Below are 24,173 nucleotides of genomic sequence, written 5' to 3'. Positions count from 1 at the left end.
TGGTCAGGCCTGCCCGTATTCGGGGCAAGGTGTGCCACTGCGTTCGCGAGGGTGAAACGGAACCAACGCGAATTCAGGAGAGCACCATGACAGCCACTGCCATTGCCGAACCCCCGGCCCCCGCGACCGATACCCAATCCCTGCAAGTTATCAAACGAAACGGCACCCTGGTGAGTTTCAACCCGGCCAAGATCAGTGTCGCGGTGACCAAAGCCTTCCTGGCGGTGGAAGGGGACCAGGCAGCCGGTTCCGCCCGCATCAACGACGCCGTGCACCGGGTTACCGAACAGGTAGTGCAGGCCATCAGCCGCCGCCTCAAGGCCGGTGGCAAGGTGCACATCGAAGACATCCAGGACCAGGTGGAACTGGCCCTGATGCGGGCCGAAGAGCAGAAAGTGGCCCGGGCCTACGTGCTGTACCGTGAAGAACACGCCCGCCAGCGCGCCGTGGACGAGCCGGTGGAAGCGCATCCGCACCTGACCGTGAAAAAAGCCGATGGCAGCATCGCCCCGCTGGACCTGGGCCTGATGAAGCAGCAGGTGGAACAGGCGGCTACCGGCCTGGACGGCATCAACGGCGATTCGCTGGTGGAAGACGCCCTGCGCAACCTCTACGACGGCATCGAAGAGACCGAAGTCCTGTCTGCCCTGATCATGACCGCCCGGGGCCGCATTGAACGGGAACCCGACTACAGCGCCGTAACCGCCCGCCTGCTGCTGGAACAGCTCCGGCTGGAGACAGCGGAAGCCCTGGACCTGCCCCGCAGTCTTCCGCTGGCAGAGATTTATCCACAGGCCCTGAGCGCCTTTGTTCACGCCGGTATTCGCTACGAACTGCTGGACGAAGCCCTGGCGGCCTTTGACCTGGAACGCCTTGGCAACGCCCTGAAACCGGAGCGCGATCTCCAGTTCGGCTTCCTGGGCCTGCAAACCCTGTACGACCGTTACTTCCTGCACTGGAACAAGGCCCGCCTGGAACTGCCCCAGGTGTTCTTCATGCGGGTGGCCATGGGCCTGGCACTGCGTGAGGACGACCCCAACGCCCGCGCCATCGAATTCTATGAGCTGCTGTCCAGTTTCGATTACATGGCCAGCACGCCCACCCTGTTCAACAGCGGCACCCGGCATTCCCAGCTGTCGTCCTGCTACCTGACCACGGTGGGCGACGACCTGGAAGGCATTTACGGGGCCATTCGCGATAACGCCCTGCTGTCGAAATGGGCAGGTGGTCTGGGCAACGACTGGACCCCGGTGCGGGCCCTGGGTTCCCACATCAAGGGCACCAACGGCCAGAGCCAGGGCGTGGTGCCGTTCCTGAAAGTGGTCAACGACACCGCCGTGGCCGTGAACCAGGGCGGCAAGCGCAAGGGCGCGGTCTGTGCCTATCTGGAAAGCTGGCACCTGGACATCGAAGAGTTCCTGGAACTGCGCAAGAACACCGGCGATGAGCGCCGCCGTACCCACGACATGAACACCGCCAACTGGGTGCCGGATCTGCTGATCGAACGCATGCGCGAAGACCGCGACTGGACCCTGTTCTCCCCCAGCGATGTGCCAGATCTGCACGACCTGTACGGCAACGCCTTCCGCGAGCGCTACCAGCACTATGAAGCCCTGGCCGAGCAGGGCAAGATCAAGCTGTTCAAGAAAATTCCCGCCAAACAGCTGTGGCGCAAGATGCTGACTGTGCTGTTCGAGACCGGTCACCCCTGGATCACCTTCAAAGACCCGTGCAACCTGCGCTCCCCGCAGCAGCATCAGGGCGTGGTGCACAGCTCCAACCTGTGTACCGAAATCACCCTGAACACCAGCGCCGATGAGATTGCGGTGTGCAACCTGGGCTCGGTGAACCTGGCTGCCCACATCAAGGACGGCGAGCTGGACGTCACGCGCCTGGAGCGCACCGTGAACACCGCCGTGCGCATGCTCGATAACGTCATCGACATTAACTTCTACGCGGTGCCGCAGGCGCGCAATTCCAACCTGAAGCATCGCCCGGTGGGCCTGGGCCTGATGGGCTTCCAGGACGCCCTGTACCAGCTGGGCCTGCCGTACTCCAGCCCGGAAGCGGTGGAATTTGCCGACGTTGCCATGGAGCAACTCAGCTACTTCGCATTGCGTGCCTCCGCCACGCTGGCCGGTGAGCGAGGCGCCTACGACACCTACGAAGGCTCGCTGTGGAGCCAGGGCATCCTGCCGATGGATTCGGTGGGCCTGCTGAAGGACAACCGCCGGGACGGCGACCTGTCGCTCAATACCAACAGCCGCCTCGACTGGACCCCGGTGCGGGAGCTGATTGCAAAAAACGGCATGCGCAACAGCAACGTGATGGCCATTGCCCCGACCGCGACCATTTCCAACATCGTGGGCGTGTCCCAGTCCATCGAACCGGCGTACCAGAACCTGTTCGTGAAATCGAACCTGTCCGGCGAGTTCACCGTGGTGAACCCCTCGCTGGTGCGTGATCTCAAGGCCGAAGGCCTGTGGGACAACGTGATGGTGAACGACCTGAAATACTTCGACGGCAGCGTGCAGCAGATCGACCGCATCCCCGCCGAGCTCAAGGCCCGCTACGCCACCGCATTCGAGATTGACCCGCGCTGGCTGGTGGAAGCGGCGGCCCGGCGCCAGAAATGGCTGGACCAGGCCCAGAGCCTGAACCTGTACATGGCCGAACCCAGCGGTAAGAAGCTGGATGCCCTGTATCAGCTGGCCTGGGAGCGTGGCCTCAAAACCACCTACTACCTGCGTTCCCTGGGGGCCACTGGCGCCGAGAAGACCGCGCCGGTATCGGCGCCACAGCCGCAGGTGTGCAGCATCGACAATCCCGACTGCGAAGCTTGTCAGTAACCATTTACTTATTTGGGAGGCACCCACATGCTGGACTGGGACGACGAACCAAAAGCGCAAACCACTGCCGCCGCCACCGGCGGCCCGGCGCCCGTGAATGTCGACGACAAGCGGGTGATTAACGGCGAGACCGACATCAACCAGTTGGCACCGTTCAAGTACCCCTGGGCCTGGGAGTACTTCATGAACGCCAACAAGAACCACTGGACGCCGCTGGACGTGAACATGGCGCAGGACGTTCACGACTACCACCACCGGCTGACGCCGGCGGAAAAACACGTGTACGAGAACGTGCTGGCGTACCTGACCACCTCCGACATCCTCGCCATGCGCAACATCGGCCTGGCGGTGATGGAGAAGATGAGCGCGCCGGAACTGCAGATCTACCAGGCCCGCCAGGTGTACGAGGAAGCGCTGCACACCTGGACCTACCAGCACTGCATCGAAACCCTGAACCTGGACCAGAGCGAGATCTACAACCGCTACCGCGTGGTGCCGGAGATCAACGGCAAAATCCAGCTGGCCAACCGCCGGCTGGACGCCGCCATGCGCTCCGACATGAACCTGCGCAACCCGGACGAGCTGCAGGACTTCGTGATGTCCTACCTGTTCTTCGCCGCCGTGTTTGAGGGCTGCTGGTTCTACAATGGCTTCAGCCCCATCTTCGCCCTGCAGCGCCGGGGCCTGATGCGGGGCACGGGCGAACAGTTGCAGTACATCCTGCGGGACGAAGCCATGCACTTCTCCTTCGGCCTGAAAGTGGTGAACCAGATTCTCGAGGAAGAGAAAATCACCCTGGACCCGAAAGCGGTGCGCGAGATGTGGGACGAATCCGAAGCCGCGGAAATGGCCTACGCCAACTACGTGCTGCGGGACCCGATCCTGGGTTACTCGGCGGAATACCACAGCGAACAGTTCCGCTTTGTGGCCAACCGCCGGGCCCGTACCGTGGGCCTGGAAGAACCGTTCCCGGGGGCGAAGAACGTGTCGCCCTGGCTGGACGAGCAGGCCACCCTGCGCAAGGAGAAGAACTTCTTTGAAACCCGGGTGATTGAGTATCAGACCGGCGCGCAGCTGGAGTGGTAAGTTTCTGCTAGGCTAGTGCCATACGCACTGGCCTGGCCGATTCGCTTTGAGGCAACCACCATGACCGACCCTCGCACACCCATCTTCTGGCGCGACGCCCGCATGCCCCATGTGGAACTGCGCAAAGTCGCGGATGGGCGCGAGGTCTGTTATGCCCTGCACACCCACCGGCACTGGTCGATCGGCGCCATCACCGGCGGTGAAAGCACGTTCCTGTACCGCACCGACCAGTACCACGTGAGCGCCGGCACGCTGGTATTGATGAACCCGGAATGGCCCCACGCCTGCAACCCCATTGATAACCAGCCCTGGGCGTATCTGATGCTGTATGTGGATACCGCCTGGCTGACCCGGCTCAGATTTGAAGCGGGCCTGTTGCCCAGCGAAGACTGGCAGGACCTGGACACGGCAGTGATCACCGACCCCCGCCAGTACCAGGACTACTGCACCATGGCCGATTGCCTGCTGGACTCGGGCCGGGACCTGCTGGAAAAGCAGAGCCGGGTTGCCGAGTATCTGCTGGACCTGATGCAGAGCCTGGCGGAAGCGCCGGCCCGGGGCATTCCGCGCCCCTCGGGCACCCTGGCCGCGGTGGCTGAGTACCTGGACAGCCACTGTACCGACGAGGTATCGCTGGACGACCTGTGCCGGCTCAGTGGCTACAGCCCGGGGCATCTGGTGCGGGCGTTTCGCCAAAGCTACGGGTTAACGCCCCACGCCTACCTGATCAATCGCCGCATACAGCACGGCCAGAGCGAACTGAAACGCGGCGTGAGTATTGCCGACGTGGCCCTCAACGCCGGCTTTGCCGACCAGGCGCATTTCCAGAGAACCTTCAAACGCGTGGTGGCGGCCACCCCGAACCAGTATCGCCAGCCCTCAATCCAGCAGCAGGAACACGCAACTTCCGGCAAGTAACAGCGCCAGAACCCGATTGAACCCGCGCAGGATTCGCGGTTGCTGCACCAGCCGGCGAAGCCCGGCCCCGACATACACCCAACTGGCCAGCGAGAGCCAGCAAATGGGCAGATACAGCCCCGCAAACAGCCAGAGCAGGGTGCTGTCGCCGCCCTCGGTAAACGCGCTGATACCCGCCACCGAAGCAAGCCAGGCCTTGGGGTTCAGCCATTGCATCAGGGCGCCGGTGACAAAGCCGGGGGCCGGGCGTGCCTCATCCTCACTGAGATGGCCATCAGCGGTGGCCAGTTGGTAGCTCAAGTACAGCAGGAAGGCGACGCCAGCCCAGCTCAACCAGCGCTCAAACCCGGGCGCGTGTTCCAACAGCGAATTCAGGCCCATGCCCACCGCGATAAACAGCGCGATAAAGCCAAGAGTGGCCCCGGTGACAAACACCAGGCCCTGAGATACCGGATAGCGTGTGCCACTGCTCAGGCACACCAGATTGACCGGCCCCGGCGATACCGAAGCCACCAGGGCAAAGGCCGACATCGGCAGGATAATAGACAGACTCATAGCATCAGCACTCTGTGAACCAACGGAGGCGCCCAGTGTGCACGGGGCTCTATTACCGGTATTGAACAAAATTGCGGTGGCTCGCCGCCGGGCATTTGATTTATGTTTGAAGAACCCCGTACCCACCCAGACCGGATGAGGCCAATCCCATGAAAGTGGCGGTTTTCAGCACCAAACCCTACGACGAACAGTTCCTGGCACAGGCGAACCAGGCCAGCCACCAGCATGAACTGGTGTTCCTGGAACCACGCCTGAACGCGGCCACTGCGGCACTGGCCAAAGGCTTCGACGCGGTATGCGTGTTCGTGAACGACCAGGTGGACGCCAACGTACTGGAACAACTGGCCGCCGGCGGCACCCGGGCCGTGGCCCTGCGATGCGCCGGGTTCAATAACGTCGACCTTAAAGCTGCCGACCGCCTGGGCATCGCCGTGGTACGGGTACCGGCGTATTCCCCCTATGCGGTGGCAGAACACACCGCCGCCCTGATCCTGACCCTGAACCGGCAGATCCACCGGGCCTACCACCGCATTCGTGATGGCAACTTTGCGCTCGACGGCCTGCTGGGGTTCGATCTGCGGGGCCGCACCGTGGGTGTGGTGGGCACCGGCCAGATTGGTGTGGAAGTGGTGCGCATCATGCGCGGGTTCGGCTGCCGCGTACTGTGTTACGACCTGCACGCCAACCCGGAGGCGCAAACGCTGGGCGCGGAATATGTGAGCCTGGACGAACTGTTCCGGGAAGCAGACATTGTGACCCTGCATTGCCCGCTCACCCCGGACACCCATCACCTGATTGATGCCGCAGCCGTGGCCAAAATGAAAAAAGGCGTGATGCTGATCAACACCAGCCGGGGCGCCATGGTGGACACCGCCGCCATCATCGAAGGCCTGAAATCCGGCCAGGTGGGCTACCTGGGGCTGGATGTGTATGAGGAAGAAAGCGACCTGTTCTTCGAAGATCTCTCCAACATCGTGCTGAAAGACGACGTGTTCGCCCGTTTGCTCACATTCCCGAATGTGGTTATCACCGGCCACCAGGCGTTTTTCACCCGCAACGCCCTGGAAAGCATTGCCCACACAACACTCAGCAACCTGGCGGACCTGGAATCCGGCGGCGGGTGCGCCAACCGGGTGCTGGCCGCCAACGGCAGCACCTGAGCTGAGACAAGCCGCCCACGCCTTCGTACAATGCCGCCATGCCCAGACCCTTCTACAGAACCGGCCCCGACCACCGCGCCGGGGCACCGGTCAGCTTTCTAGACGTGCGCCGGCGGTTCCAGTTTCGATCCGTCGAGATTGGCCGCTGGGTAACCGAGCCTGAAAAACAGCGCAGCGCTGCGCTGTTCTACGACGCTCTGTGCGACCTGATGACCATCCTCGGCGGCACAGAAAGCCTGATCTCCCTGCGCGGTACCCTGGCTTTGCAATACGGCATTGGCGGCCGCCCCGGGGTGTCTGCCCATTACACCCCCGCCACCCGCAGCTTCGCCCTGGCCAAAAACGCCGGCCCCGGCAGCATCGCCCACGAATGGTTTCATGCCTTCGACCACTACATCGGCGACAAACTGTTCCCCAACATACCCCGGGGCCAGTTCGCCTCGCGCCAATGGCTCACCCGCCAGGACGCCATCCAGCACCCGCTGAACCAGCGCCTGCAAGCCTGTTACCAGGCCATCCTGCTGGACGACAGCGGCCAAAACCCCAGTCCCCTGTTTCAGAACTCCGCAAAAGCCGACAAAGCCGCCGGCGTGCACTACTACAGCCAGCCAGAAGAACTCTGTGCCCGAGCCTTCGAAGCCTTTATTCAGGATGCTGCAGTGAAGAACGCCTTTCTGGTGAAGGGCACCAAAGAGAGTGAAGAAGCCCGCCTGGGGCTATACCCACAGGGTGAAAAGCGGGACCGGATAAACGCCGCCTTCCGAACCTACTTCCATTCCCTGGGCCGGGCCCTGCAGCAAAAACCGGCCTAAAAACCGGAGTTATACGAACGCGTTCGCAAAACCTCGGGCAGGCTCCGGAAATTGTTGCTAACCTTCTGATAAGTTTGAAAAGGAAAAACAGGGCGGGCGGAATTATACGCCCCCAACATGGAGCAGGGGTGGCTCGAGCACGGGCGTATAACTCCGGCGGTAGCCGTGGTGGCTTCAGGTAATCTGCTGATTTTATTGGCGAAGCTGGGGTTTGAGCGGGCCGCGATTTTTGGAGTTATACGAATGCGTGTTATACGAACGGGTTCGTATAATTAGCTGTTATGTGGCAGCTCAAAGAGTTGCGGTTGAGGAATTCTGATGAACGATGATGAACTTCTAAGTGCCTTTTCAAAAATTATTGAAGAATCGATTTCAACTCCCGCTATTAGAAGCAAGATCCACCGTGAAATTTCTGAGCAACTGAAAATAAGAGGCTCTTTCCCGGCTAAACACTTTCTGGCAACGATAAGTCAGCATAGCGATACTCAAGCATCAGATGAATCGAAAGCTTTAATTAAAGACATCTTTTACTACTATGGATAAGTTAGCTTTAGCACATAACAAGCGGCTGTTGTCGGACGCACCTGCGCTGGCGCTCCGGTCCGCCGCAAAGCCATGGCGTTAAATTTCAATGAGAGAGGGATCTGCGTTGTCTAACAGGATGTTGTTTAGATTGTTTGCCCTTCCAAGTTTTTTGCTCGTTCTTGCATTCGTCGGGCTTCACTTTTTCGGCGACTTTGTGCCTGATCAGTTCTCTGGCAGTGCTGTTCTTAAAGGCTTGGCTGATGGCTCTCGCGCTGCGGCACCCTGGGTTGGCGCAGCTCTTTTGCTAGCCTCAGTGGTTTTGTTCATAGTGAGCTTTTATCGGTTGTGGCGTTGGAGCCAAGGTAACTCAGATTGCTGTTTCACCTGTGGTGGCATTGTTGATCAAAAACATGGTCGTTATGGGCCGTACAAGCACTGCTTGGCATGCGAGAAAAATGAAAAAATTTAACAAGGCGCAGCAGTTCGCGGCCGGTGGCCGCCGGACGCCCTTTCCGTGGCTCCTTCGTCGCCACTCCAAGGTCGCCGCTGTGCTTCGGCGTTAAGTGGCGATATGAAAATTAGCTTAGGTGTATTAATCGTACTTACCTTGGTCGTTTTGGGCGCCCGGCTCATGGATGTCGCTACCGACCGAGCTAAGATCGTAGAATTCAGTGCGCCGGTTTCTGCATACACTGACTGGGAGTGTGGCTATCCCAATCAATCAGGTTGCAGCGTGGTGTTCGAGTTAAACGCCAATGCCGAATATGACGTGCAGCGCATTCGGTACGGCAAGGACTTCATGGCAATCAAAATTCAAAAAGGTGGTGTGGACGGCTGGGTATTTTCTAGCCCAGCAGTGCGGGTCCATGCTGGGCCAAGCACTTAACCAGTCAATGTTGCCGGACAGTTTTTCCGCAGCTTCGCCGCTCCAAAACTGCCGCAAATTTCAACGTTATAACTATGAGCAAAAAGCACCTTAGAGGGTTGGGCTTCAAAGAGCCGGAAATATTCAGAAAATCTGAGGTGGCGATAACTCAGCTTACCCAGGGCATCGAATTATTCCTGCACCAGAATTTCATTTGCAGCCTTACGCTTGCAGGTGCGGCTGATGCGATCCTTGCTGGGCTTCTGGAAAGCGAGGGGCAGAAGCCTTCTCACGAAGTCTCTTATGACTTACTGAGAACCTTTCGGGCCGTATTAGACCTCGACCCTGAAATTGAACAGCAATCTAAGAGTTCAATTTTTAAAGCTTGGAATAGTGGCAGGAATACATTGAAACACCACAATCAGGATGATGGGATCGAGTTCGAAATGAACGACTGTGACGAGGCATATTGGATGATTCGCCGGGCTCTTAGAAATGCTGCTGCGCTTGGGCTCGATGTTCTAAACAAGGATCAATTCGATACGTGGGTGCAGGAAAATCACAAGTTATAACAAGTTGTTGTAGTTTGTTCCGGCCTGCGGCCTCCACCGGACGCCCCTGTCGGGGCGCCGCTAAACAAAAGCGTTAGAAGGCAAAGTCTGTCGGTAGAAAGGAGTGACGTTTCAGATGTTAAAAGAGCTACTCGAAAAAGGATACTTTCCGGCAGAGCTGCCCGCCCCATTTACTACGCAGGAATATGCGGCAGCAATATGCTCCAGCTCTTTGCCTGGTGGTCACCCATATGTTTATGGAAAAAAAGGTCCGAAATATAATTCTAAAAGCGCTGTATTTAATTTGGCCAGACGAGGAAGGCTTCGTAGGGTTCTATCAGTACCTAATCCCATAAACTACTATCACGTGGCAAAATCGATAGCTGACAATTGGGTTGAAATAGAGACACACTATAAAAAGTCAGAGCAGGCTTTGAGTAGACCGGTGCCAGATACCTATCGTGCGCTGGGATGGGAGAAAGGCTTCTCTGAACTATCAAGTATAAAGCTGAGAACTCGATCGGCGTCAAAGTACATACTAAAAGCAGACATAAGCAATTTTTACCCCTCGATATATACACATAGTATCCCTTGGGCTTTGCATACCAAGCCGGTTGCCAAAGGAGCATTTGCCTTCTCCGCCAGTTTAGGTAATCAAATTGATGCGCACATTAGAAACTGCCAGGAAATGCAAACAAAAGGCGTTCCCATAGGCCCTGATGTTTCTTTTGTCATTGCAGAGATCGTCATGACGGCGATTGATGAGATTTTGGTTCCTGTAGTTGGCAAAAAGTATCACAGGTATATCGATGATTTTGAGTTTGGCTGTGCAACCCTGCAAGAAGCTGAAGCTACCTTGGCGAGGCTACAAGAGGCCCTTGAGCATTTTGAGTTAACTCTAAATTCATCAAAAACAAAAATTGTAGCATCTCCATGCTATATTGATCCGGTGTGGATTCACGATTTAAAAAATTACAAATTTAGGAATGGGAAAACCCAGCAGAGAAACGATTTTTTGCATTACTTTGACTTAGTGATGGACTATCTTCAAAAATATCCAGAAGAACCAATAGTAAAGTATGCAATATTAAGGTCCGCATCTAAAATAATTTATGAGAGTAATTGGGACTGTTATCAAAGCATTATCTTACAATGGTCAATCGCGGAGCCTGGCATACTCCCAATTGCTCTAGACTTCATTCGTTTTTACGAGAAGCAAGGCTACACAATTGACAGGGATGAGCTAAAAGAAACATTGGAGTTTCTTATATCGGAGCACTCACCGATGGGCCACACCAGTGAAGTTTCGTATGCTGTTTTTGGCATGATACTTTTTGGCCTTACTTTTTCCGATGGTATTGTGGATATTATATCTGATATAGAAAACCCGTTTGTAGCGTTGCTCACATTAGATGCCCAGCATCAGGGACTGATATCGAGCACTCACACGTTTAATCTGTGGCAATCTCTGATGACACCCGCAGAGCTTAAGACATCAAATTGGCTTCTCGCATATGAGGCTTTTATAAAGGGGTGGTTGCCTTCTGCAACTGGTGTTGACTATGTGAGTAAAGATGATGGATTTAAATTTCTTCAAGCCGAGAACGTCCAATTCTATGATCCTCGAGCAATTTCAGATTACTCACCGTCGGAAAAGTATTGGGCGCTAAAAGATATTACTCCGGAACAGCTGAAGTATATTCTTGAGGCTTCTAACAAAACACTGCAGCCGACCTCGTACCTCGGCGGCTGAGCTTTGCGTTAGGCAGTAAAGAAGTGTCCAAGGGAATTGCGATGATCGAAGACCAAATTAGTCAACTAGTGGCTTCAATAAAGGGGCATCAAGAAGATTTGGATGCTACTGCGAAACTTTTCCGAACCCCGGAAATAATGGATTCGTTCGATAAATGGAACTACGATTGTTGGCGTAGTTCAGTCTTTGGGGATGGTTTAATAAAACTGCGCCTATTTACCGAAAATAACTTCAATTTTGTAGAAACAGTCGGTGTTATTTCTGTTGCTCGCTATATATTCGAGTTAAGTCTTTGGTTGCGTCTTTTGGATCTTGATGCACGCTATGGACTTGTGTACTACGAACAACTTATAGATACACAACTTCGTTACTGGAAAGACTACCGTTCGCAACTCAACAGAGAGATTAGTCTACTTAATCAGCTGGCAGAAGAAGAATCATCTCTGCTGAATGACAAGATAGGGGAGTTGAGCCTGATTTCTGATGAGCAAAAAAAGCAGCAGGCCGCTATATCAGCCCCTAAAATTGTAGCCGAAATAATCGACAGGAAAGCGGCTCGGCAATTTTCAATCTATGCCGAGCAAGCGAAAATTAATGGTTACGGATTTCAAGCATATTTGGTAGGGAAGCAAGCTTTGCCAGAAGTCGAAGGTTCCATAGCTAGTTTGGAAGAAGAAAAATCTACATTTGATGATACGGTTTCAGAAGATATACGAAGCTTGATACCTAGGCGTTGGAATTGGCGTCAAATGGCAGAAAAAGTCAGCTTAACTGAGGAATACGATTTCATCTACACTTTTAGCAGTAAGCTACTTCATGCTACTCCAGCAAGTATCACAATTAACCAGAAAAACCTTGATCTAGAAGAAATGCTTGTTTTTCTAAAATATATTGACGTGAAAATTAGAGACCTGCTTGAACTAGGTCAGAGTCGTGCGCCGGTAATTGCCTAACAATTTGCTGCACGCGGATAAATTACTCGCTGCGCTCGCAATTTACCGGTGAGCAAGGCGTTAGGCCTGAATAGAGTAGATATGGGATTACACGACGAGCTAAAGAAAACGAAATCTCGCTATGACGGTGAGATTCGACAAATCAAAAATTTCGTTAACACGACAGAAAGATCCTTGACGCGAAAACAGCGGAAAAAGCCCAAAGGAAAGCTTGAAGAGGACGATAAAAAAGAGCTCGAGCGCCTGAGTGACTTTTTTAATAGGATGGCCGATGACGACGTTAAGAATGAAAAATTAACAATAAAATCTGAAATGGTTAGCAAGCTCTTTGTTCAGGTTGCTATTCCCATTAAGCACAAAAGCTTTTTGACTGAAATGACTCTCTCCTACTTGGTTGCTCATCAAGAGGCAATGTTAAAAGACTATTTGCACTGCATTCTTGTGAATAGGAAGTCTTTGCTTAAAAGCAAGTCTAGCATCACATATCAGGATGTCCTTTCTTATACCTCTATGAAATCGTTGATCGCTCACTTAGCTCAAAAGGAGGTTGATCAGCTTGGGTTTGGAAGTATAGATGACGTAGAGCGCTATTTTTCTTCAAAGATGAATATCAATCTTTCAAATTTTGAGAAGTGGGATGATATTGTAGAGGCCAGCTTTAGGAGAAATATTTTTATTCATAACAAAGGCGTTGCAAATGAGAAATATTGCAAAGCCGTGGGTGTTGAAAAGCTAGGCAAGCGCCTATCTGTCGATCTCGATTATGTTATGTCTATTTCGGACAATTTAATCAGTTTTAACGAATTCTGCTTTAATCTATTTGTCGAAAAATTTAAGTTGTCCTAACAATGTCAGGCACGGCGACGGCTACTATATTGCGGCTTCGCCTTCATTTCGTAGCCGCGCATGCTGGCTGGCGTTAAGCAACATGGTAAAGAGTAGGGATACTAGGGAACACAATTGGCTCTACTAAAAAAATCACAACTACTAAACGTCTACAATAACCGTCAATCGTACCTTATCGACGAGGCGGGAGAGAGGAGGTTCGCGAAGAAGAAGCTTGAAGAATCAGCTCAAGCATTCTCGTATGCTGAAAGCTATGACATTTTTCTCTCACATTCCTTCGATGATGCGAGAGTGGTGAAAATAGTAAAAGAGTTGCTCGAAGAGAGTGGTTACAGCGTCTATGTGGACTGGATAGACGATGACCATCTGGATCGTGGTGAAGTTTCCCCCGAAACTGCAGCAGTTCTTCGAAATAGAATGAACAATTGCTCCTCACTAATCTATTTGACCTCGCCGTCAGCGGAAAAATCTCTTTGGATGCCGTGGGAGCTTGGATACATGGATGCAAAAACTGGTCGAGTCTCTGTTGCGCCAATAGTCGGAGATGACGAGCAATTTGAAGGTAGAGAGTATTTAGGCATGTATCCCTACTTGGATCTGACTATGGATAAATTCTATGTCCACAAAAGGTCGAACGAATGGGTTAATTTGGATGGCTGGATGCGCGGGGAAAACCCAAAAGTTTTCAAATATTGAGGGAGCGTATGGCAAAGAGGGTATTTTTTAGCTTTCATTATAAAGACGTTGCCGAATTTAGGGCTAATGTTGTTAGAAACCATTGGAGGTTTAAGCTTAACCGTGAAATAGCTGGCTATCATGATGCCTCAATATGGGAGAGCGCAAAAAAACAAGGTGACGTTGCGCTCAAAAGACTAATAAATTCGGGCTTAGAAAGGACTTCGAATACGTGTGTTCTAATAGGTAGCCAGACGTATGAGCGACCGTGGGTAAGATACGAACTCCTGAAAAGCTTCAAAAGGGGAAATAATATCGTTGGCGTTCATGTCAATTCAATAAAATGCAGGAACCAACAGACCAAAATAAAGGGGCCAAACCCACTAGAGTATGTAGGGGTTACCTTTTCCGCTTCTGGTTTGACAGCCACTCTATGGGAAAAAAATAATGGAAAATGGGTGAAATACGATAAGATTGATGGATCTGCATCTTATCGGGTTGAAGTCGCTCAAAAATACAGAGGAAATGGTTACAATCTTGGTAACTTTTTCAACGTATATGATTGGGTATCTGATAACGGATACAATAATTTCGCGAGTTGGATATAGCAATGTCGAATCCAGGCGCACTAACCGAAGAATCACCATCGGTTCAGGCTCACCTGCAAATTATGCAGGGTGTAATTAGTCGGATGGCTGCAAATAGCACGGCATCAAAGGCGTGGTGTATCACGATCGTGTCAGCGATACTGGTTTTGGTTGCCGACAAAAGCAAGCCAGAATATGCATTTATAGCGTTAGTACCTATTTTTCTCTTTTTGGCCCTAGATTCATATTATTTGGCGCTTGAAAAAGCATTTAGAGATTCCTACAACGAATTTATTTGTAAGCTTCATGAGCAAAGGATTTGTTCAGAGGATCTATATTCTGTTGTGCCCAAAGGAAATATGACAAACCATCAAATAGCTGCACTAAAATCGTTCTCTGTTTGGGGGTTTTACGTGTGCCTCGGCGTAATGGTTTATTTGGCCAAAGAACTCGTACTTTAGCGCACTAAGGTTTGGTGCTTAACAAACGCATGTTGCCGGACTGGTTTTTCGCTGCGCTCCAAACCAGCCGCAAATGCGGGCGTTATACACAAGGAATGTTCGTAGATCATGGCAATGAATCGCGGCCAAGGTGGGCCGATTGAAACAAGGTTGATTAGCCTTTTTGCATCACTGTTTTTCTCTATCCCAACCGCAGTATTCGTTTGGCTCTGGGTCAATTTGGAGTTGGCGGTTTACTGGGATGGCTTTCTCAGCAGTCGTTACCTCATTTCCTGTATCTTGATTTTTGCTGTGTCTGCGTTGCTGCTCCCGAAACTGTTTCCGTCTATTCTCGGGGGTGTCTGGCGCGGTATCGCCAAAGTTTGGCACTGGTGGGGGTGGTAGCCTCATGTATAACCAATCGTTCAAGTTCGCTACCGGCCTGGGGGCCGTCCGCCGTCCGCCTACTACGCTGCGCTCCGCCGTCCGCCTACTACGCTGCGCTCCGCAGGCGCCGCTTAACATCAGCGTTATTTCTACGAGCGTGACCTATGAATCGACCAAGACGAATGGATCCCGAGGCTTTTGAGAAAATGCTTGAGAGCTTGGGGCCCGAAGAGATTGATCGCCGCAACCAAATTCAGCATGAACTTAACGTCCAAGAGTACGAGCGTTTTAAGGATTCGTATTCAAGAGGTGAGTGTTATCTTTGTGGAAAACCGTTTAAAACAATAAGTAAAGAGAAGCCATGTCTTCACTGGTTACTGCGGCGATGCAAATTTAAAGCGAAGGATTTCCCTAAGTTATACCGAGAGTTTGATTACCATCAGATGGAATCATACCTACGATGGATCGCGAACGAAGAGCGTTTTCAGGGAAATATCAATGACCTGAAAGATGGGAGGTCAGAGAAAAAGGTCTTTCAAACAACAATTCAATGGAAAAACATCGAGTGGACATTCGAATGCTCAGAGAGCGACTATCAGGGGCATGAGGGAACCAAATCGGATTTTCCGCATTTTCATTTCCAGATGAGAATCGAAGAACGTCCGTTCCTAAAATTCAACTCTCACCACATCCCTTTTTCTGAAAGAGATTTGTTCAACCTAGACCTCGTGAGAGAGAAACCAGATATAGTCCATCACGATTTTGGCCCGGGTGGTTCTGGCATGCAGGAAGCAGTAGAAATTGAGCCTCAAGATATCGTTGAGAATACTACTTTATGCGAGGATGAAGCTGAGGCGACTTACCATATACAAACAATGATAAAGGCGGACAAGGAGCCAATAAGTGGCGATGCTATTGCTGCTATGGCGGAGGAAAGTAGAAAAACCGGCAAGCCAATGGCATCGCTTGTACAAAAATATCTTGGCGAAAGTGTGCAGGGAAGCACCGTTGTTTCGCCATCTGAGTCGGTGCCCAAAATCGCCAAGAGGACTGCCCGAAAAAGAAATAACCAGTGAATCAAGCCGACCGTTTTGCGCTACCGCTCCAAACGGCGGCTTATTCAAGGCGTTAAACAACAAGGAGCGTGCAATGAATGATCAGCTTTTAATCGTGGATCGGCTTGAAGACTTAGCTAATCTCGCCTCTCATGCTTCCAGCGGCTTTGAGCAGGCAGCCATATATGCTGCAACGCAAGCGATCAAATCTGAGTTTGACGCACTTGAGGATGAGTTGGATGGCTATAGTGCTGAAAAGCTATCATCCGCATGCTGGAGCATTCGCGCAGCAGTGGGTTATGACATTACAAACGGCTACAGCAAAGATCAGCATGTTAGCTGGGCATTAGGGCAAATCTCAGTGCTCAGAGATTTAATCCAGGAACGCACGTCACCTGAGCAATAGTCGTTTAACAAGGTGGTCAACGGTCTGCGGCCGCCGGACGGCTTTCAGCCGCCGCTGTGCTCAGCGTTATACGTAAAGAGATATCCCGTGAAATACATCGATTCCTGTCAATTAAAAACCTATTTGAAGCTGGGGCGGGAATTGCCGCAGTTCCTGGGTTTCGGGGAGTACTTCCAATCTTGAACCTTTGAATGGGCAAATCTGTCTGGCTTACCGGAAAAAGCCAAAATTGACCTTATCCGATCATATGACGCTGGGGCAGACTGGGGATGTTGCGATGTACTTTCTTTCGGACAAGTAGCCGACGATGATCCTTTAGAAGAAAAATTTTTTTGAGGGAACGTTAGAAGAGTGTTTGTCATGGCTGGAGTCGGAGCTTGGAGGCGATAGAGAGAAATTTGTTGGCCAAGGTATGATTGACCAAGTATACGAAGAGCAGTGTCGCCAGTGAGTGGGGAGCGTATGACCAGTGCGTCAACGGGACTGGTTTATTCCGCCGCGGCCCCACAAACCGGCCCGTTACGCCGGCGTTAGAGGCTCAGTGTGAATCAGCGTGAAATCGTATCGAACCTGATTAAGCCTTTGGCAGAGCTAGACATTGAGGCGGTTTCTCCTAGAGAAGTTGTTCTGGTCGCACTCAGATGGCCAACTGATGGCTGGGCTTCTGAGGCTTTGGACTGGCTTGAGCAGGGAGTTGAAATAGATAGCGAAGTTGCGGCAGAGCTAGAGAGCTTCGCCTCTAATAAGCAAAACTCCCAGTCAAAGAGGCATCAGGTATTTACCCTTGCCAAGCGGTGGCAGCGTATTCATGAGTCGCACCGCTTCGTTTAGCGTTAGGCAAATATAGTGAAGAAAATATATATACTAATTTTGTTACTAATATCAGCACCGTGTCTCGGCTTGGAAGCGCTGAGTGAGCGGGATATGGGAACACGTAGTGCCAGTTTGGAATCTAATTTTGGAGATTTGCCTCTGCCTAAAGTGTCGCCATTTTTTGATAATGATAACTTTCGAGCAGTGATTGTGGGTGTTGATATGCCCGCAGAGATAGTTAATCAGGGCATTTCTGGTCACGTGAATATTGAGTTCTATGTAGATTCATCTGGCAAGGTCATTAATGCGAAGGTTGTGTCATCAAATCCGCAAGGTATGTATGAAAAATATGCGATTGATTCAATTTCCAGATGGCTGGTGTTGCCAAAATCTGGCCGCTTGAAGGGAACCTCTGGGCCTTACGTTCAAGAGTTTAAGTTCAGATTTAATCCAGCTAAAGATAGTTCTGGGCCAGAGTAGTATGGTGCCTAACAAATCGCTCAGGTACGTTGTGGACTTCCCCTGATGTAGTGGATACTCATCGCTAACCCCGACTATACCCACGAACAGGAAACACCTTCTATAGCTAGGGAAGCCCCTGGCTCAAAGTGCTCCATAAACCACGGAGGGATTGTATGGAAATCAAGTGTATTTCAGGTTTTGCGTCCATAACCAAAGACCCTGCGGCCAGTGCCTCTCTGTATGAGGATGCGCTGGGCCTGCCGCTGGAGAAGATGGACGACTATCGCTTCATGGATAAGTTCCCCGGAGCGAATCATTTCGGAGTATGGCCGCTTTCTATGGCAGCGAACTCCTGTTTTGGCCAGGAGGAATGGCCCGACCATATTCCTGAGCCGACGGCGACCATTGAATTTGAGTTGGCGGATGCAGCGGCTGTAGGGGCGGCAGTGCAAGAGATGAAGGAAAGGGGGCAGGAATTCGTTCATGAAACCCGAACTGAACACTGGGGGCAAACCGTGGCACGGTTTATGAGCCCCGAGGGTGTGTTGATTGGCCTGAGTTATGCGCCATGGCTTCATGAATAAGCGCCGGACTGTAGCGACCACGTGGAGGGCTTTTCCGCTGATGTTCCAAAGCCAGCCGGTTACGCCGGGCGTTAAATGCCAGAGGGATCTATGTCGGAGATAGCAAAAACCCCTGAGCCGCCGTATTACGCGGTCATTTTCAGTAGCCATCGTACTGAGGGCGACAATGGCTACGAGGCAATGGCAGAGCGGATGGTTGAGTTGGCTGCAAGCCAGCCAGGGTTCCTGGGAATGGAATCGGTGCGTGAGGAATTAGGCATCACCGTTTCCTACTGGGAGAGCCTGGAGTCCATCACCAATTGGAAAAAGAACGCAGAGCACCGAGAAGCTCAGAGACTTGGCCATCAAACATGGTACTCGAGCTTTCGGGTTCGTATTGCGAGGGTTGAGCGCGACTACGGCATTTTACCCGTTCCCGGCCCCAAGTCCGTCCAACCGGGCGGTTATCATTGGCGTTTTTTCGACAAAAGGTGCAATCGTGAGTGAGTTGTTCGAATTTGGTAAAGGCATTTTAGAGAGTCAGCCATTCAGCGTGTTGCTTGGTACTGAGCTTGAAGTGTTTGAACCGGGTACTGCGGTTCTCACACTCAAGGTGCGCGAGGAGCTGAAGCAGCAGCATGGTTTCGTCCACGGCGGTGTTCTCAGTTATCTGGCAGACAACGCACTGACTTATGCAGGCGGCTCGGTGCTGGGCGATTCGGTTACCTCCGAATTCAAGATCAATTATTTGCGCCCTGCCATCGGCAGAAAACTGGTGGCCAAAGCCACCGTTCTCTCGTCAGGAAGGAACCAGGCGGTTTGTCAGTGCAATGTGGTTGCGGTTAGCGATGACGGAGAGCGTATCGTTGCGGTTGCCCAAGGCACCATCACGAAGGCCGGTCCAAAGACATAGCCATCTTGTAAGATCTGGTGAGTTGAGGCCAACAATGAGGATGGTGAGCTGTGAAAGAGCAATATCTCTGTGTCTCCTGTGGACGTTCCTTCCCTACAAGAGAGGCTGTTGATGGCGGTGATCAGGGTTTTCGGAATGGTTTTCTCTGTCCTTTTTGCAGCGCCAATTTGAGTGAGGCAGGTGAGTCGGACGACATGCTTCATCTACGGTTCGGCCCCGTCTATTATCTGACCATGATTTTGGTGTTTTTTGTGGTCAGTAGCGAGGGAGTTCAGATTCCCGTCAGTTCAAACTCCTACATCAACGATTTTTGCACTTTCATACTCCTGTCTGCGATCCCAACGGTCCCGTTTCTAATGGTGAACCGGAAATCCGTTTTTGGAACCAGGACGATCTACACTCGTACAATTGATAGCCCGTAGAGGAAACGCGGTGCCACTGTTACTGGCGACCCACTGCGCCGTCCCCAAGCAGGCATAGGGCGGCATCCACGAAACGTCCTTTGCGCCCCGCCGTATGCCGCCTCGAATGGTTTCAGCCTCTATCAGTAGGCGCCTTCACTGTATATCAGCTCGTAGCTGTGGCTGTAGATCTCTACGATATTCCCAAACGGGTCTTCCATGTAAATCATGCGGTAGGGCTTCTCGCCCGGGTAATAGTAGCGCGGTTTTTCCATGCGCTTTTTACCACCCGCAGCCACAATCCGCTCTGCCAGTTCCTCCACGTTCGGGTCTTGAACACAGAAGTGAAACACCCCGGTTTTCCAATATTCGAAATTGTCTTCCGGGTTGGTCTGGTTCTTGAACTGAAAAAGCTCCACGCCGATTCGGTCGCCTGTCGACAGGTGAGCGATACGGAAGCTGCCCCAGCCTGCGCCGAAGACATCAGTGCACATTTCTCCGATGGCGCTGTCGTCCTCTTCGATCTCGGTTGGTTCCATGATCAGGTACCAGCCCATCACCTCTGTGTAGAACTTTACGGCTTGCTCAAGGTCCGGCACGGAGATGCCCATGTGTGAGAAATTTCTTGGGTAAACGTTGTTCATTTCCTGCCCTCCTCTGTTAAGGCTGAGAGCAGGTTACACACGATTATTAATCAGATAAAATTATCATTGATTCTTTAAAAAATTACGCAATGTAATGATAAATACGACGTGGTTGCGCACCTTTTGCACTCTGGTGGAAGTTGGTCATTTCACCCGTACGGCGGAACGCCTGCATATGACACAGTCGGGCGTTAGTCAGCATATACGTAAGCTTGAGGAGCAACTCGGCGCCGAATTGCTGGTGCGGCAGGGTAAACAGTTTTCTCTATCTGGTGCCGGCGAGAGGCTTTATGCCGAGGCGCAGGGCATCCTATTTGCGTTGTCGAATCTGGAACAGACAATCGCAGAGGACCCGCCTTTCGAAGGCAGTGTGCGGATCATGTCTCCGGGCAGTGTCGGGCTGAAACTTTACCCACATCTGTTGGCGCTACAGAGCAAGCACCCGAAGCTGATCATTGATTACCGGTTTGCGCCGAATCCCGATGTGGAAAAGGCGATTGCCGGGTCGGGTGTGGATCTTGGATTCATGACGTCGAGATCGACGTTGGCGGACGTAAGCTGCACGCCTGTGGCGCACGAAGCGCTGTTGCTGGTAACACCGGCATCCATCGAAGAACCGGACTGGGACACGTTGATGAACCTGGGGTTTATTGACCACCCGGATGGGAGTCATCACGCGAGTTTGCTTCTCGGTGCCAATTACCCTCAGTTCCAGCACAGCAACCTGTTTCCGAAGAAAGGGTTCTCAAACCAGATTGGTCTGATTCTGGAGCCAGTGAGCATGGGCTTGGGTTTTACCGTTCTGCCTGCGCATGCCGTCGAGGCCTTTGAGAAGCCCGGGCAGATCAGAGTTCATCCCCTCGCCAACCCCGTGAGCGAAACGCTGTATCTCTGCGTTCCCCGGCATCGGGCCCTGGCGGCGAGAATGAAGACGGTCATTGCTGAGGCAAAACGGTGGATTTAATCCTGCCTGAAAACCTATCAAACGAGGCGCTACCGTTTGGGCAGCGCATCATCGATATCCACGATCCGGCGGTCATAGAAGAAGTGTCCGTTTGGCTTGTAGGACTCGGGAAGCGCGTACCCGTTGGTCTTGAGCACCAGAATCTGTGACACCAGTTTCCAGCCCATGGCATTGGTGTTGTAAAGCACTTCGCCACAGTTCCCGCAGAATACACGGGTCATGCGCTTGGAAGGGTGCTGAAAGGTTTTCACATCCGACTCGCCCTTGGTCACCGTAACCTGGTCTGCTTCCCAGGCCAGTACGGAGTGATAGGGGACCTGAAGCAGGTCCCGGCAGTCTTCACAGTGGCAGAACGCATGGACTTTCGGGTCGCCGGTCATGGTGACTTCCACGGCACCGCAGTCGCAATGAACCTGGTGTGTATCGGTCATGGTACCTTTCTCCCTCCCGACAATAATCGGGTTTCGACAGAAGTGATCAGGGTTTGTCCTCAACAATGATTGCAACCACTTCGCTCGATTGGTGCTGGGCATGGCTGCCTCCTTTAGGCGGTTGGAATCTCGGCAGCGAGGTGGGTCCGAAAACGCTGGAAATCCGATTCCACCTGCGGGTTTTTCATCACGTCGTAGCAGGCGAAAGTGTTCAGTGCTTCCATGCCGAAGAAGCGGAAGTTCATGTGCATGGGAAACAGCAGGTCGTCTACGCTGGCACCGCGGAAGAGATACTCCTCCGGGTTGTTGAAAGCTTCTTCGGGGGCATTGAAGGTGATCGACAGCAGGTATTTTTTGCCATGCAGCGTGCCGCCATTGCCATAATTTGCCTTGGGAGCCTCTTCGGTGCGGCCGTCACCGTTGCACAACGCGCCGCCCATGCCGGCGGTATAGACCTCATCCATGTATTTCTTGAAGACCCAGGGTACGCCCATCCAGTTCACCGGCGTTTGCAGCAGGATGATGTCTGCCCACTGGTGGTTCTCCAGCTCCTGCTCCACGTTCCAGCCTTTGTCGACTTCCACGATTCGGGTCTGATGGCCGTTGGCTGTAAGTATCTCATCGGCCATCTGAACCAGAGTTCCGTTGAGTTTGCCTTCTGCGAAGGGGTAGTAGTGGTGTGCATTGATGATGAGGATATTGCTCATCGGAGCCTCCATAATTGGTAACGAAAGTACTGCTGGTATACTATGGTTACCTGTTAATGGTGATCAATTAGTATACTTTTGGTAACCTGCTGCCAGTTGCTGGAGAATGAATGGAAAGTCGCGTAGAAACAGACAATTATGGTCGGAAAAAAGTTTTTAACGCCTGTATGGAGCCCTGCGCTATTGAGCGGGGCATGCGCATCATTGGCGGAAAATGGACCGGTTCCATCATCTATCATCTGAAAGACGGCCCGGTGCGCTTCAACGATCTTGCCCGCATGCTTGGTGGTGCCAGCAAGAAGATGATTGATCAGCGCCTGAAGGAACTGGAGGCTCGGGAGATGGTGGTGCGCAAGGTCATCAATGATCGGCCAGTCGCAGTCACTTATGAGTTGACCGACTTTGGCCGCAGCGCGCTCAAGATCCTAGACGATCTCAGGGTTTGGTCAGAGAAATACGATATCAGCTAGCTGGATTTTCGAGGGTGACTGATCAGAACCTAAGGCTACGTATTGAGCAATTGCCCCGGTTGAACGTTCTGGCCTTCCGTTACCAGATCGACAACGCGGTTACGCCCCTGTTTTTTGGCGGCGTACAGCGCGTTGTCCGCACGGTGCAGCACGGCACTCCACTCGCGGTCTCTGGAATCGTAGTGAGCCACTCCGAAACTGGCCGAGAGCGTTAAACAGACATCATCGCCAATCGTGATCTGGGTGCCTGCCGTTTTGGCTCTGAGTTTCTCCGCCACCTCTAATCCCTGCTCGGTGTCTTTACCAGGCAACAACAGAACAAATTCTTCGCCCCCGAAACGCGCCACCACGTCATGCTTTCGTATGTGCTCTTTGAGCGTATTGGCAAAGCGTCTCAATACCTCATCGCCTACATGATGGCCGTACTCGTCGTTCACGTTTTTGAAGTGGTCCAGGTCGCACATGATAATGGCGAAGGGCGCACCTGAACGCTGCGCACGGCTGAACTCAATGTCACAACATTCGTCGAATGCCCGCCTGTTGTAGAGCCCCGTTAAAGGATCAATCCTGGCGATTTCGGAGAGTTCATCCTGCAACTCATCGGACGCCATCCATATCGTGCAGAAGGATGACAGAATAACCAGTAGTTCTCCGGCAATGATCGTCAAGGCGCTGAGCAGCCCAGCCCTCATGAAATCCTGAGGCGGTATAGCGTAGAACGACCAGAAAAAGCGGAAAATAAACAAGCTACTCATCAGCAAAAACATGGCGATGAGCATTTTGGCGACCATGCGGTTGCGGATGTCACGGTGTTTCAGCAGTCCGCTGGCACCGATCAGGCAGATCGCTGCACAGACCATAGAGAAGGCCTGTATACGGATATTTATATCTGGAATAGGAAAGGTGTAGAAATACAGTAAAGCAGCAAGCAGGACCACCAGTGTGGTGCTCAGCCAACGCTCATGGCGCAGTGTGATACCCAGGAAACGAAACAGTCCCCGATATATCAGCACAACGCCCACAATGATTGCGATATTGGCAATCACGATGGACAGGAAATCGTAGATTACGTGGCGCAGGCCGAGCAGCACACAGCCGCCGCCGATCAGAAAATAGCCTGCGCCCATGGTTCGGATTCCGGAGAACTTGGTATGTTCTCTGGAATAAGCAAACATACCAAGACCGAACACCAGGCTGAACAGCATTAATGTCAGGCTCAGGGTGCGAAAATCAAGCTGAATAGCCATGGGCTTTCCTGTAAAAAATGGCAGCGGCGCCTGCGCTCCACTAAGGCCCATTGTAGCCGTTAAGCCTGCGCCATGCAGCCAGTTGGTGGTGCCTTTGCCGAAGCTTTGCATGCACGCGAACACCGGTTGTTACCT

29 protein-coding genes and 1 pseudogene are annotated in these 24,173 nt (G+C 52.6%); 25 read left to right on the top strand and 5 right to left on the bottom strand.

The window, feature by feature from the left end; translation table 11 throughout:
* Positions 1-86: 86 nt before the first annotated feature.
* From C7436_RS12205 to C7436_RS12195, 3 genes are read left to right on the top strand one after another with little or no spacing between them, the layout of a single operon-like run.
* Positions 87-2,849, top strand: coding sequence for a ribonucleoside-diphosphate reductase subunit alpha (locus C7436_RS12205; RefSeq protein WP_023008407.1), 2,763 nt, complete (start codon positions 87-89; stop codon positions 2,847-2,849).
* Between the two features lie 27 nt (positions 2,850-2,876).
* Positions 2,877-3,935 carry a ribonucleotide-diphosphate reductase subunit beta gene (locus C7436_RS12200; RefSeq protein WP_011787257.1) on the top strand — a complete coding sequence of 353 codons (1,059 nt, stop codon included), beginning with the start codon at positions 2,877-2,879 and terminating at the stop codon, positions 3,933-3,935.
* A 60-nt stretch (positions 3,936-3,995) separates the two neighbouring features.
* Positions 3,996-4,853 carry an AraC family transcriptional regulator gene (locus C7436_RS12195; protein WP_121208316.1) on the top strand — a complete coding sequence of 286 codons (858 nt, stop codon included), beginning with the start codon at positions 3,996-3,998 and terminating at the stop codon, positions 4,851-4,853.
* Here the strand turns inward: C7436_RS12195 and C7436_RS12190 are convergent.
* Entirely contained in the window at positions 4,815-5,408 is a 594-nt protein-coding gene (locus C7436_RS12190) for a LysE family translocator (protein ID WP_211329872.1), read from the bottom strand. The two genes, C7436_RS12195 and C7436_RS12190, sit on opposite strands and share 39 nt — an antisense overlap.
* 149 nt (positions 5,409-5,557) lie before the next feature.
* Between C7436_RS12190 and C7436_RS12185 the strand changes: the two genes are divergently transcribed.
* From C7436_RS12185 to C7436_RS12095, 20 genes and pseudogenes are all read left to right on the top strand, one after another.
* Positions 5,558-6,568 (top strand): 2-hydroxyacid dehydrogenase, encoded by a 1,011-nt coding sequence (locus C7436_RS12185; RefSeq protein ID WP_121208000.1) that lies wholly within the window; start codon positions 5,558-5,560, stop codon positions 6,566-6,568.
* A gap of 38 nt (positions 6,569-6,606) precedes the next feature.
* Positions 6,607-7,380 carry a CLCA_X family protein gene (locus C7436_RS12180; RefSeq protein WP_121207999.1) on the top strand — a complete coding sequence of 258 codons (774 nt, stop codon included), beginning with the start codon at positions 6,607-6,609 and terminating at the stop codon, positions 7,378-7,380.
* Between the two features lie 318 nt (positions 7,381-7,698).
* Complete coding sequence (locus C7436_RS12175) at positions 7,699-7,923, top strand: hypothetical protein (protein WP_121207998.1); 225 nt, start codon at positions 7,699-7,701, stop codon at positions 7,921-7,923.
* 130 nt (positions 7,924-8,053) lie between these two features.
* The gene (locus tag C7436_RS18710; RefSeq protein WP_147423442.1) at positions 8,054-8,374 is read left to right on the top strand and encodes a hypothetical protein; all 321 of its coding nucleotides are present in this window, start codon (positions 8,054-8,056) and stop codon (positions 8,372-8,374) included.
* Positions 8,375-8,476: 102 nt separating this feature from the next.
* Positions 8,477-8,791, top strand: coding sequence for a hypothetical protein (locus C7436_RS12170; protein ID WP_121207997.1), 315 nt, complete (start codon positions 8,477-8,479; stop codon positions 8,789-8,791).
* A 74-nt stretch (positions 8,792-8,865) separates the two neighbouring features.
* Positions 8,866-9,342 (top strand): hypothetical protein, encoded by a 477-nt coding sequence (locus tag C7436_RS12165; RefSeq protein ID WP_121207996.1) that lies wholly within the window; start codon positions 8,866-8,868, stop codon positions 9,340-9,342.
* A gap of 115 nt (positions 9,343-9,457) precedes the next feature.
* Complete coding sequence (locus tag C7436_RS12160) at positions 9,458-11,074, top strand: RNA-directed DNA polymerase (RefSeq protein ID WP_121207995.1); 1,617 nt, start codon at positions 9,458-9,460, stop codon at positions 11,072-11,074.
* A 41-nt stretch (positions 11,075-11,115) separates the two neighbouring features.
* The gene (locus C7436_RS12155) at positions 11,116-12,027 is read left to right on the top strand and encodes a hypothetical protein (RefSeq protein WP_121207994.1); all 912 of its coding nucleotides are present in this window, start codon (positions 11,116-11,118) and stop codon (positions 12,025-12,027) included.
* 81 nt (positions 12,028-12,108) lie between these two features.
* Positions 12,109-12,873 carry a hypothetical protein gene (locus C7436_RS12150; RefSeq protein WP_121207993.1) on the top strand — a complete coding sequence of 255 codons (765 nt, stop codon included), beginning with the start codon at positions 12,109-12,111 and terminating at the stop codon, positions 12,871-12,873.
* Between the two features lie 114 nt (positions 12,874-12,987).
* Complete coding sequence (locus tag C7436_RS12145; protein WP_121207992.1) at positions 12,988-13,569, top strand: toll/interleukin-1 receptor domain-containing protein; 582 nt, start codon at positions 12,988-12,990, stop codon at positions 13,567-13,569.
* 8 nt (positions 13,570-13,577) lie between these two features.
* The gene (locus tag C7436_RS12140; protein WP_121207991.1) at positions 13,578-14,156 is read left to right on the top strand and encodes a TIR domain-containing protein; all 579 of its coding nucleotides are present in this window, start codon (positions 13,578-13,580) and stop codon (positions 14,154-14,156) included.
* Between the two features lie 2 nt (positions 14,157-14,158).
* Positions 14,159-14,596 carry a hypothetical protein gene (locus C7436_RS12135; protein ID WP_121207990.1) on the top strand — a complete coding sequence of 146 codons (438 nt, stop codon included), beginning with the start codon at positions 14,159-14,161 and terminating at the stop codon, positions 14,594-14,596.
* Positions 14,597-14,704: 108 nt separating this feature from the next.
* On the top strand, positions 14,705-14,980 hold the full coding sequence (locus C7436_RS12130; RefSeq protein ID WP_121207989.1) for a hypothetical protein: 276 nt from the start codon (positions 14,705-14,707) through the stop codon (positions 14,978-14,980).
* 146 nt (positions 14,981-15,126) lie between these two features.
* A complete protein-coding gene (locus C7436_RS12125; RefSeq protein ID WP_121207988.1) occupies positions 15,127-16,038 on the top strand; it encodes a hypothetical protein in 912 nt (303 codons plus the stop codon).
* Positions 16,039-16,111: 73 nt separating this feature from the next.
* Positions 16,112-16,423, top strand: a complete 312-nt coding sequence (locus tag C7436_RS12120; protein ID WP_121207987.1) for a hypothetical protein — start codon at positions 16,112-16,114, stop codon at positions 16,421-16,423.
* Between the two features lie 543 nt (positions 16,424-16,966).
* Positions 16,967-17,254, top strand: coding sequence for a hypothetical protein (locus C7436_RS12115; protein WP_121207986.1), 288 nt, complete (start codon positions 16,967-16,969; stop codon positions 17,252-17,254).
* Positions 17,255-17,347: 93 nt separating this feature from the next.
* On the top strand, positions 17,348-17,716 hold the full coding sequence (locus tag C7436_RS12110; RefSeq protein ID WP_147423441.1) for an energy transducer TonB: 369 nt from the start codon (positions 17,348-17,350) through the stop codon (positions 17,714-17,716).
* Between the two features lie 155 nt (positions 17,717-17,871).
* A complete protein-coding gene (locus C7436_RS12105) occupies positions 17,872-18,282 on the top strand; it encodes a VOC family protein (protein WP_121207984.1) in 411 nt (136 codons plus the stop codon).
* A gap of 90 nt (positions 18,283-18,372) precedes the next feature.
* Positions 18,373-18,687 (top strand): annotated as a pseudogene (locus C7436_RS12100) (antibiotic biosynthesis monooxygenase family protein); the annotation flags it as partial.
* Positions 18,688-18,760: 73 nt separating this feature from the next.
* A complete protein-coding gene (locus C7436_RS12095; RefSeq protein ID WP_228198130.1) occupies positions 18,761-19,174 on the top strand; it encodes a PaaI family thioesterase in 414 nt (137 codons plus the stop codon).
* Between the two features lie 544 nt (positions 19,175-19,718).
* On the opposite strand, the gene C7436_RS12090 is transcribed toward C7436_RS12095, so the two are convergent.
* A complete protein-coding gene (locus C7436_RS12090) occupies positions 19,719-20,219 on the bottom strand; it encodes a lactoylglutathione lyase family protein (protein ID WP_121207982.1) in 501 nt (166 codons plus the stop codon).
* 94 nt (positions 20,220-20,313) lie between these two features.
* Here C7436_RS12090 and C7436_RS12085 point away from each other — a divergent pair, with 94 nt between their 5' ends.
* Positions 20,314-21,183 carry a LysR family transcriptional regulator gene (locus tag C7436_RS12085; RefSeq protein ID WP_121207981.1) on the top strand — a complete coding sequence of 290 codons (870 nt, stop codon included), beginning with the start codon at positions 20,314-20,316 and terminating at the stop codon, positions 21,181-21,183.
* Between the two features lie 29 nt (positions 21,184-21,212).
* On the opposite strand, the gene C7436_RS12080 is transcribed toward C7436_RS12085, so the two are convergent.
* Both C7436_RS12080 and C7436_RS12075 read right to left on the bottom strand, forming a co-directional pair.
* On the bottom strand, positions 21,213-21,614 hold the full coding sequence (locus tag C7436_RS12080) for a GFA family protein (protein WP_158595266.1): 402 nt from the start codon (positions 21,612-21,614) through the stop codon (positions 21,213-21,215).
* Between the two features lie 113 nt (positions 21,615-21,727).
* Positions 21,728-22,321, bottom strand: coding sequence for an NAD(P)H-dependent oxidoreductase (locus C7436_RS12075; RefSeq protein WP_121207979.1), 594 nt, complete (start codon positions 22,319-22,321; stop codon positions 21,728-21,730).
* A 110-nt stretch (positions 22,322-22,431) separates the two neighbouring features.
* On the opposite strand from C7436_RS12075, the gene C7436_RS12070 reads away from it, so the two are divergent.
* The gene (locus C7436_RS12070; protein WP_121207978.1) at positions 22,432-22,791 is read left to right on the top strand and encodes a winged helix-turn-helix transcriptional regulator; all 360 of its coding nucleotides are present in this window, start codon (positions 22,432-22,434) and stop codon (positions 22,789-22,791) included.
* Positions 22,792-22,826: 35 nt separating this feature from the next.
* On the opposite strand, the gene C7436_RS12065 is transcribed toward C7436_RS12070, so the two are convergent.
* Positions 22,827-24,038 (bottom strand): GGDEF domain-containing protein, encoded by a 1,212-nt coding sequence (locus C7436_RS12065; RefSeq protein WP_228198128.1) that lies wholly within the window; start codon positions 24,036-24,038, stop codon positions 22,827-22,829.
* Positions 24,039-24,173 lie beyond the last annotated feature (135 nt).

This window comes from Marinobacter nauticus (assembly GCF_003634635.1).
GTDB lineage: Bacteria > Pseudomonadota > Gammaproteobacteria > Pseudomonadales > Oleiphilaceae > Marinobacter > Marinobacter nauticus.
Note: the sequence above shows the minus strand (reverse complement) of the source record. Positions and strands in the feature narration are given on the sequence as shown.

Bases quoted from the DNA above. Each gene is read 5' to 3' on its own strand.
- C7436_RS12205 (WP_023008407.1), top strand. From the start codon at position 87: ATGACAGCCACTGCCATTGCCGAACCCCCGGCCCCCGCGACCGATACC.
- C7436_RS12200 (WP_011787257.1), top strand. From the start codon at position 2,877: ATGCTGGACTGGGACGACGAACCAAAAGCGCAAACCACTGCCGCCGCC.
- C7436_RS12195 (WP_121208316.1), top strand. From the start codon at position 3,996: ATGACCGACCCTCGCACACCCATCTTCTGGCGCGACGCCCGCATGCCC.
- C7436_RS12190 (WP_211329872.1), bottom strand. From the start codon at position 5,408: ATGAGTCTGTCTATTATCCTGCCGATGTCGGCCTTTGCCCTGGTGGCT.
- C7436_RS12185 (WP_121208000.1), top strand. From the start codon at position 5,558: ATGAAAGTGGCGGTTTTCAGCACCAAACCCTACGACGAACAGTTCCTG.
- C7436_RS12180 (WP_121207999.1), top strand. From the start codon at position 6,607: ATGCCCAGACCCTTCTACAGAACCGGCCCCGACCACCGCGCCGGGGCA.
- C7436_RS12175 (WP_121207998.1), top strand. From the start codon at position 7,699: ATGAACGATGATGAACTTCTAAGTGCCTTTTCAAAAATTATTGAAGAA.
- C7436_RS12170 (WP_121207997.1), top strand. From the start codon at position 8,477: ATGAAAATTAGCTTAGGTGTATTAATCGTACTTACCTTGGTCGTTTTG.
- C7436_RS12165 (WP_121207996.1), top strand. From the start codon at position 8,866: ATGAGCAAAAAGCACCTTAGAGGGTTGGGCTTCAAAGAGCCGGAAATA.
- C7436_RS12160 (WP_121207995.1), top strand. From the start codon at position 9,458: ATGTTAAAAGAGCTACTCGAAAAAGGATACTTTCCGGCAGAGCTGCCC.
- C7436_RS12155 (WP_121207994.1), top strand. From the start codon at position 11,116: ATGATCGAAGACCAAATTAGTCAACTAGTGGCTTCAATAAAGGGGCAT.
- C7436_RS12150 (WP_121207993.1), top strand. From the start codon at position 12,109: ATGGGATTACACGACGAGCTAAAGAAAACGAAATCTCGCTATGACGGT.
- C7436_RS12140 (WP_121207991.1), top strand. From the start codon at position 13,578: ATGGCAAAGAGGGTATTTTTTAGCTTTCATTATAAAGACGTTGCCGAA.
- C7436_RS12135 (WP_121207990.1), top strand. From the start codon at position 14,159: ATGTCGAATCCAGGCGCACTAACCGAAGAATCACCATCGGTTCAGGCT.
- C7436_RS12130 (WP_121207989.1), top strand. From the start codon at position 14,705: ATGGCAATGAATCGCGGCCAAGGTGGGCCGATTGAAACAAGGTTGATT.
- C7436_RS12125 (WP_121207988.1), top strand. From the start codon at position 15,127: ATGAATCGACCAAGACGAATGGATCCCGAGGCTTTTGAGAAAATGCTT.
- C7436_RS12120 (WP_121207987.1), top strand. From the start codon at position 16,112: ATGAATGATCAGCTTTTAATCGTGGATCGGCTTGAAGACTTAGCTAAT.
- C7436_RS12110 (WP_147423441.1), top strand. From the start codon at position 17,348: ATGGGAACACGTAGTGCCAGTTTGGAATCTAATTTTGGAGATTTGCCT.
- C7436_RS12105 (WP_121207984.1), top strand. From the start codon at position 17,872: ATGGAAATCAAGTGTATTTCAGGTTTTGCGTCCATAACCAAAGACCCT.
- C7436_RS12090 (WP_121207982.1), bottom strand. From the start codon at position 20,219: ATGAACAACGTTTACCCAAGAAATTTCTCACACATGGGCATCTCCGTG.
- C7436_RS12085 (WP_121207981.1), top strand. From the start codon at position 20,314: ATGATAAATACGACGTGGTTGCGCACCTTTTGCACTCTGGTGGAAGTT.
- C7436_RS12080 (WP_158595266.1), bottom strand. From the start codon at position 21,614: ATGACCGATACACACCAGGTTCATTGCGACTGCGGTGCCGTGGAAGTC.
- C7436_RS12075 (WP_121207979.1), bottom strand. From the start codon at position 22,321: ATGAGCAATATCCTCATCATCAATGCACACCACTACTACCCCTTCGCA.
- C7436_RS12070 (WP_121207978.1), top strand. From the start codon at position 22,432: ATGGAAAGTCGCGTAGAAACAGACAATTATGGTCGGAAAAAAGTTTTT.
- C7436_RS12065 (WP_228198128.1), bottom strand. From the start codon at position 24,038: ATGGCTATTCAGCTTGATTTTCGCACCCTGAGCCTGACATTAATGCTG.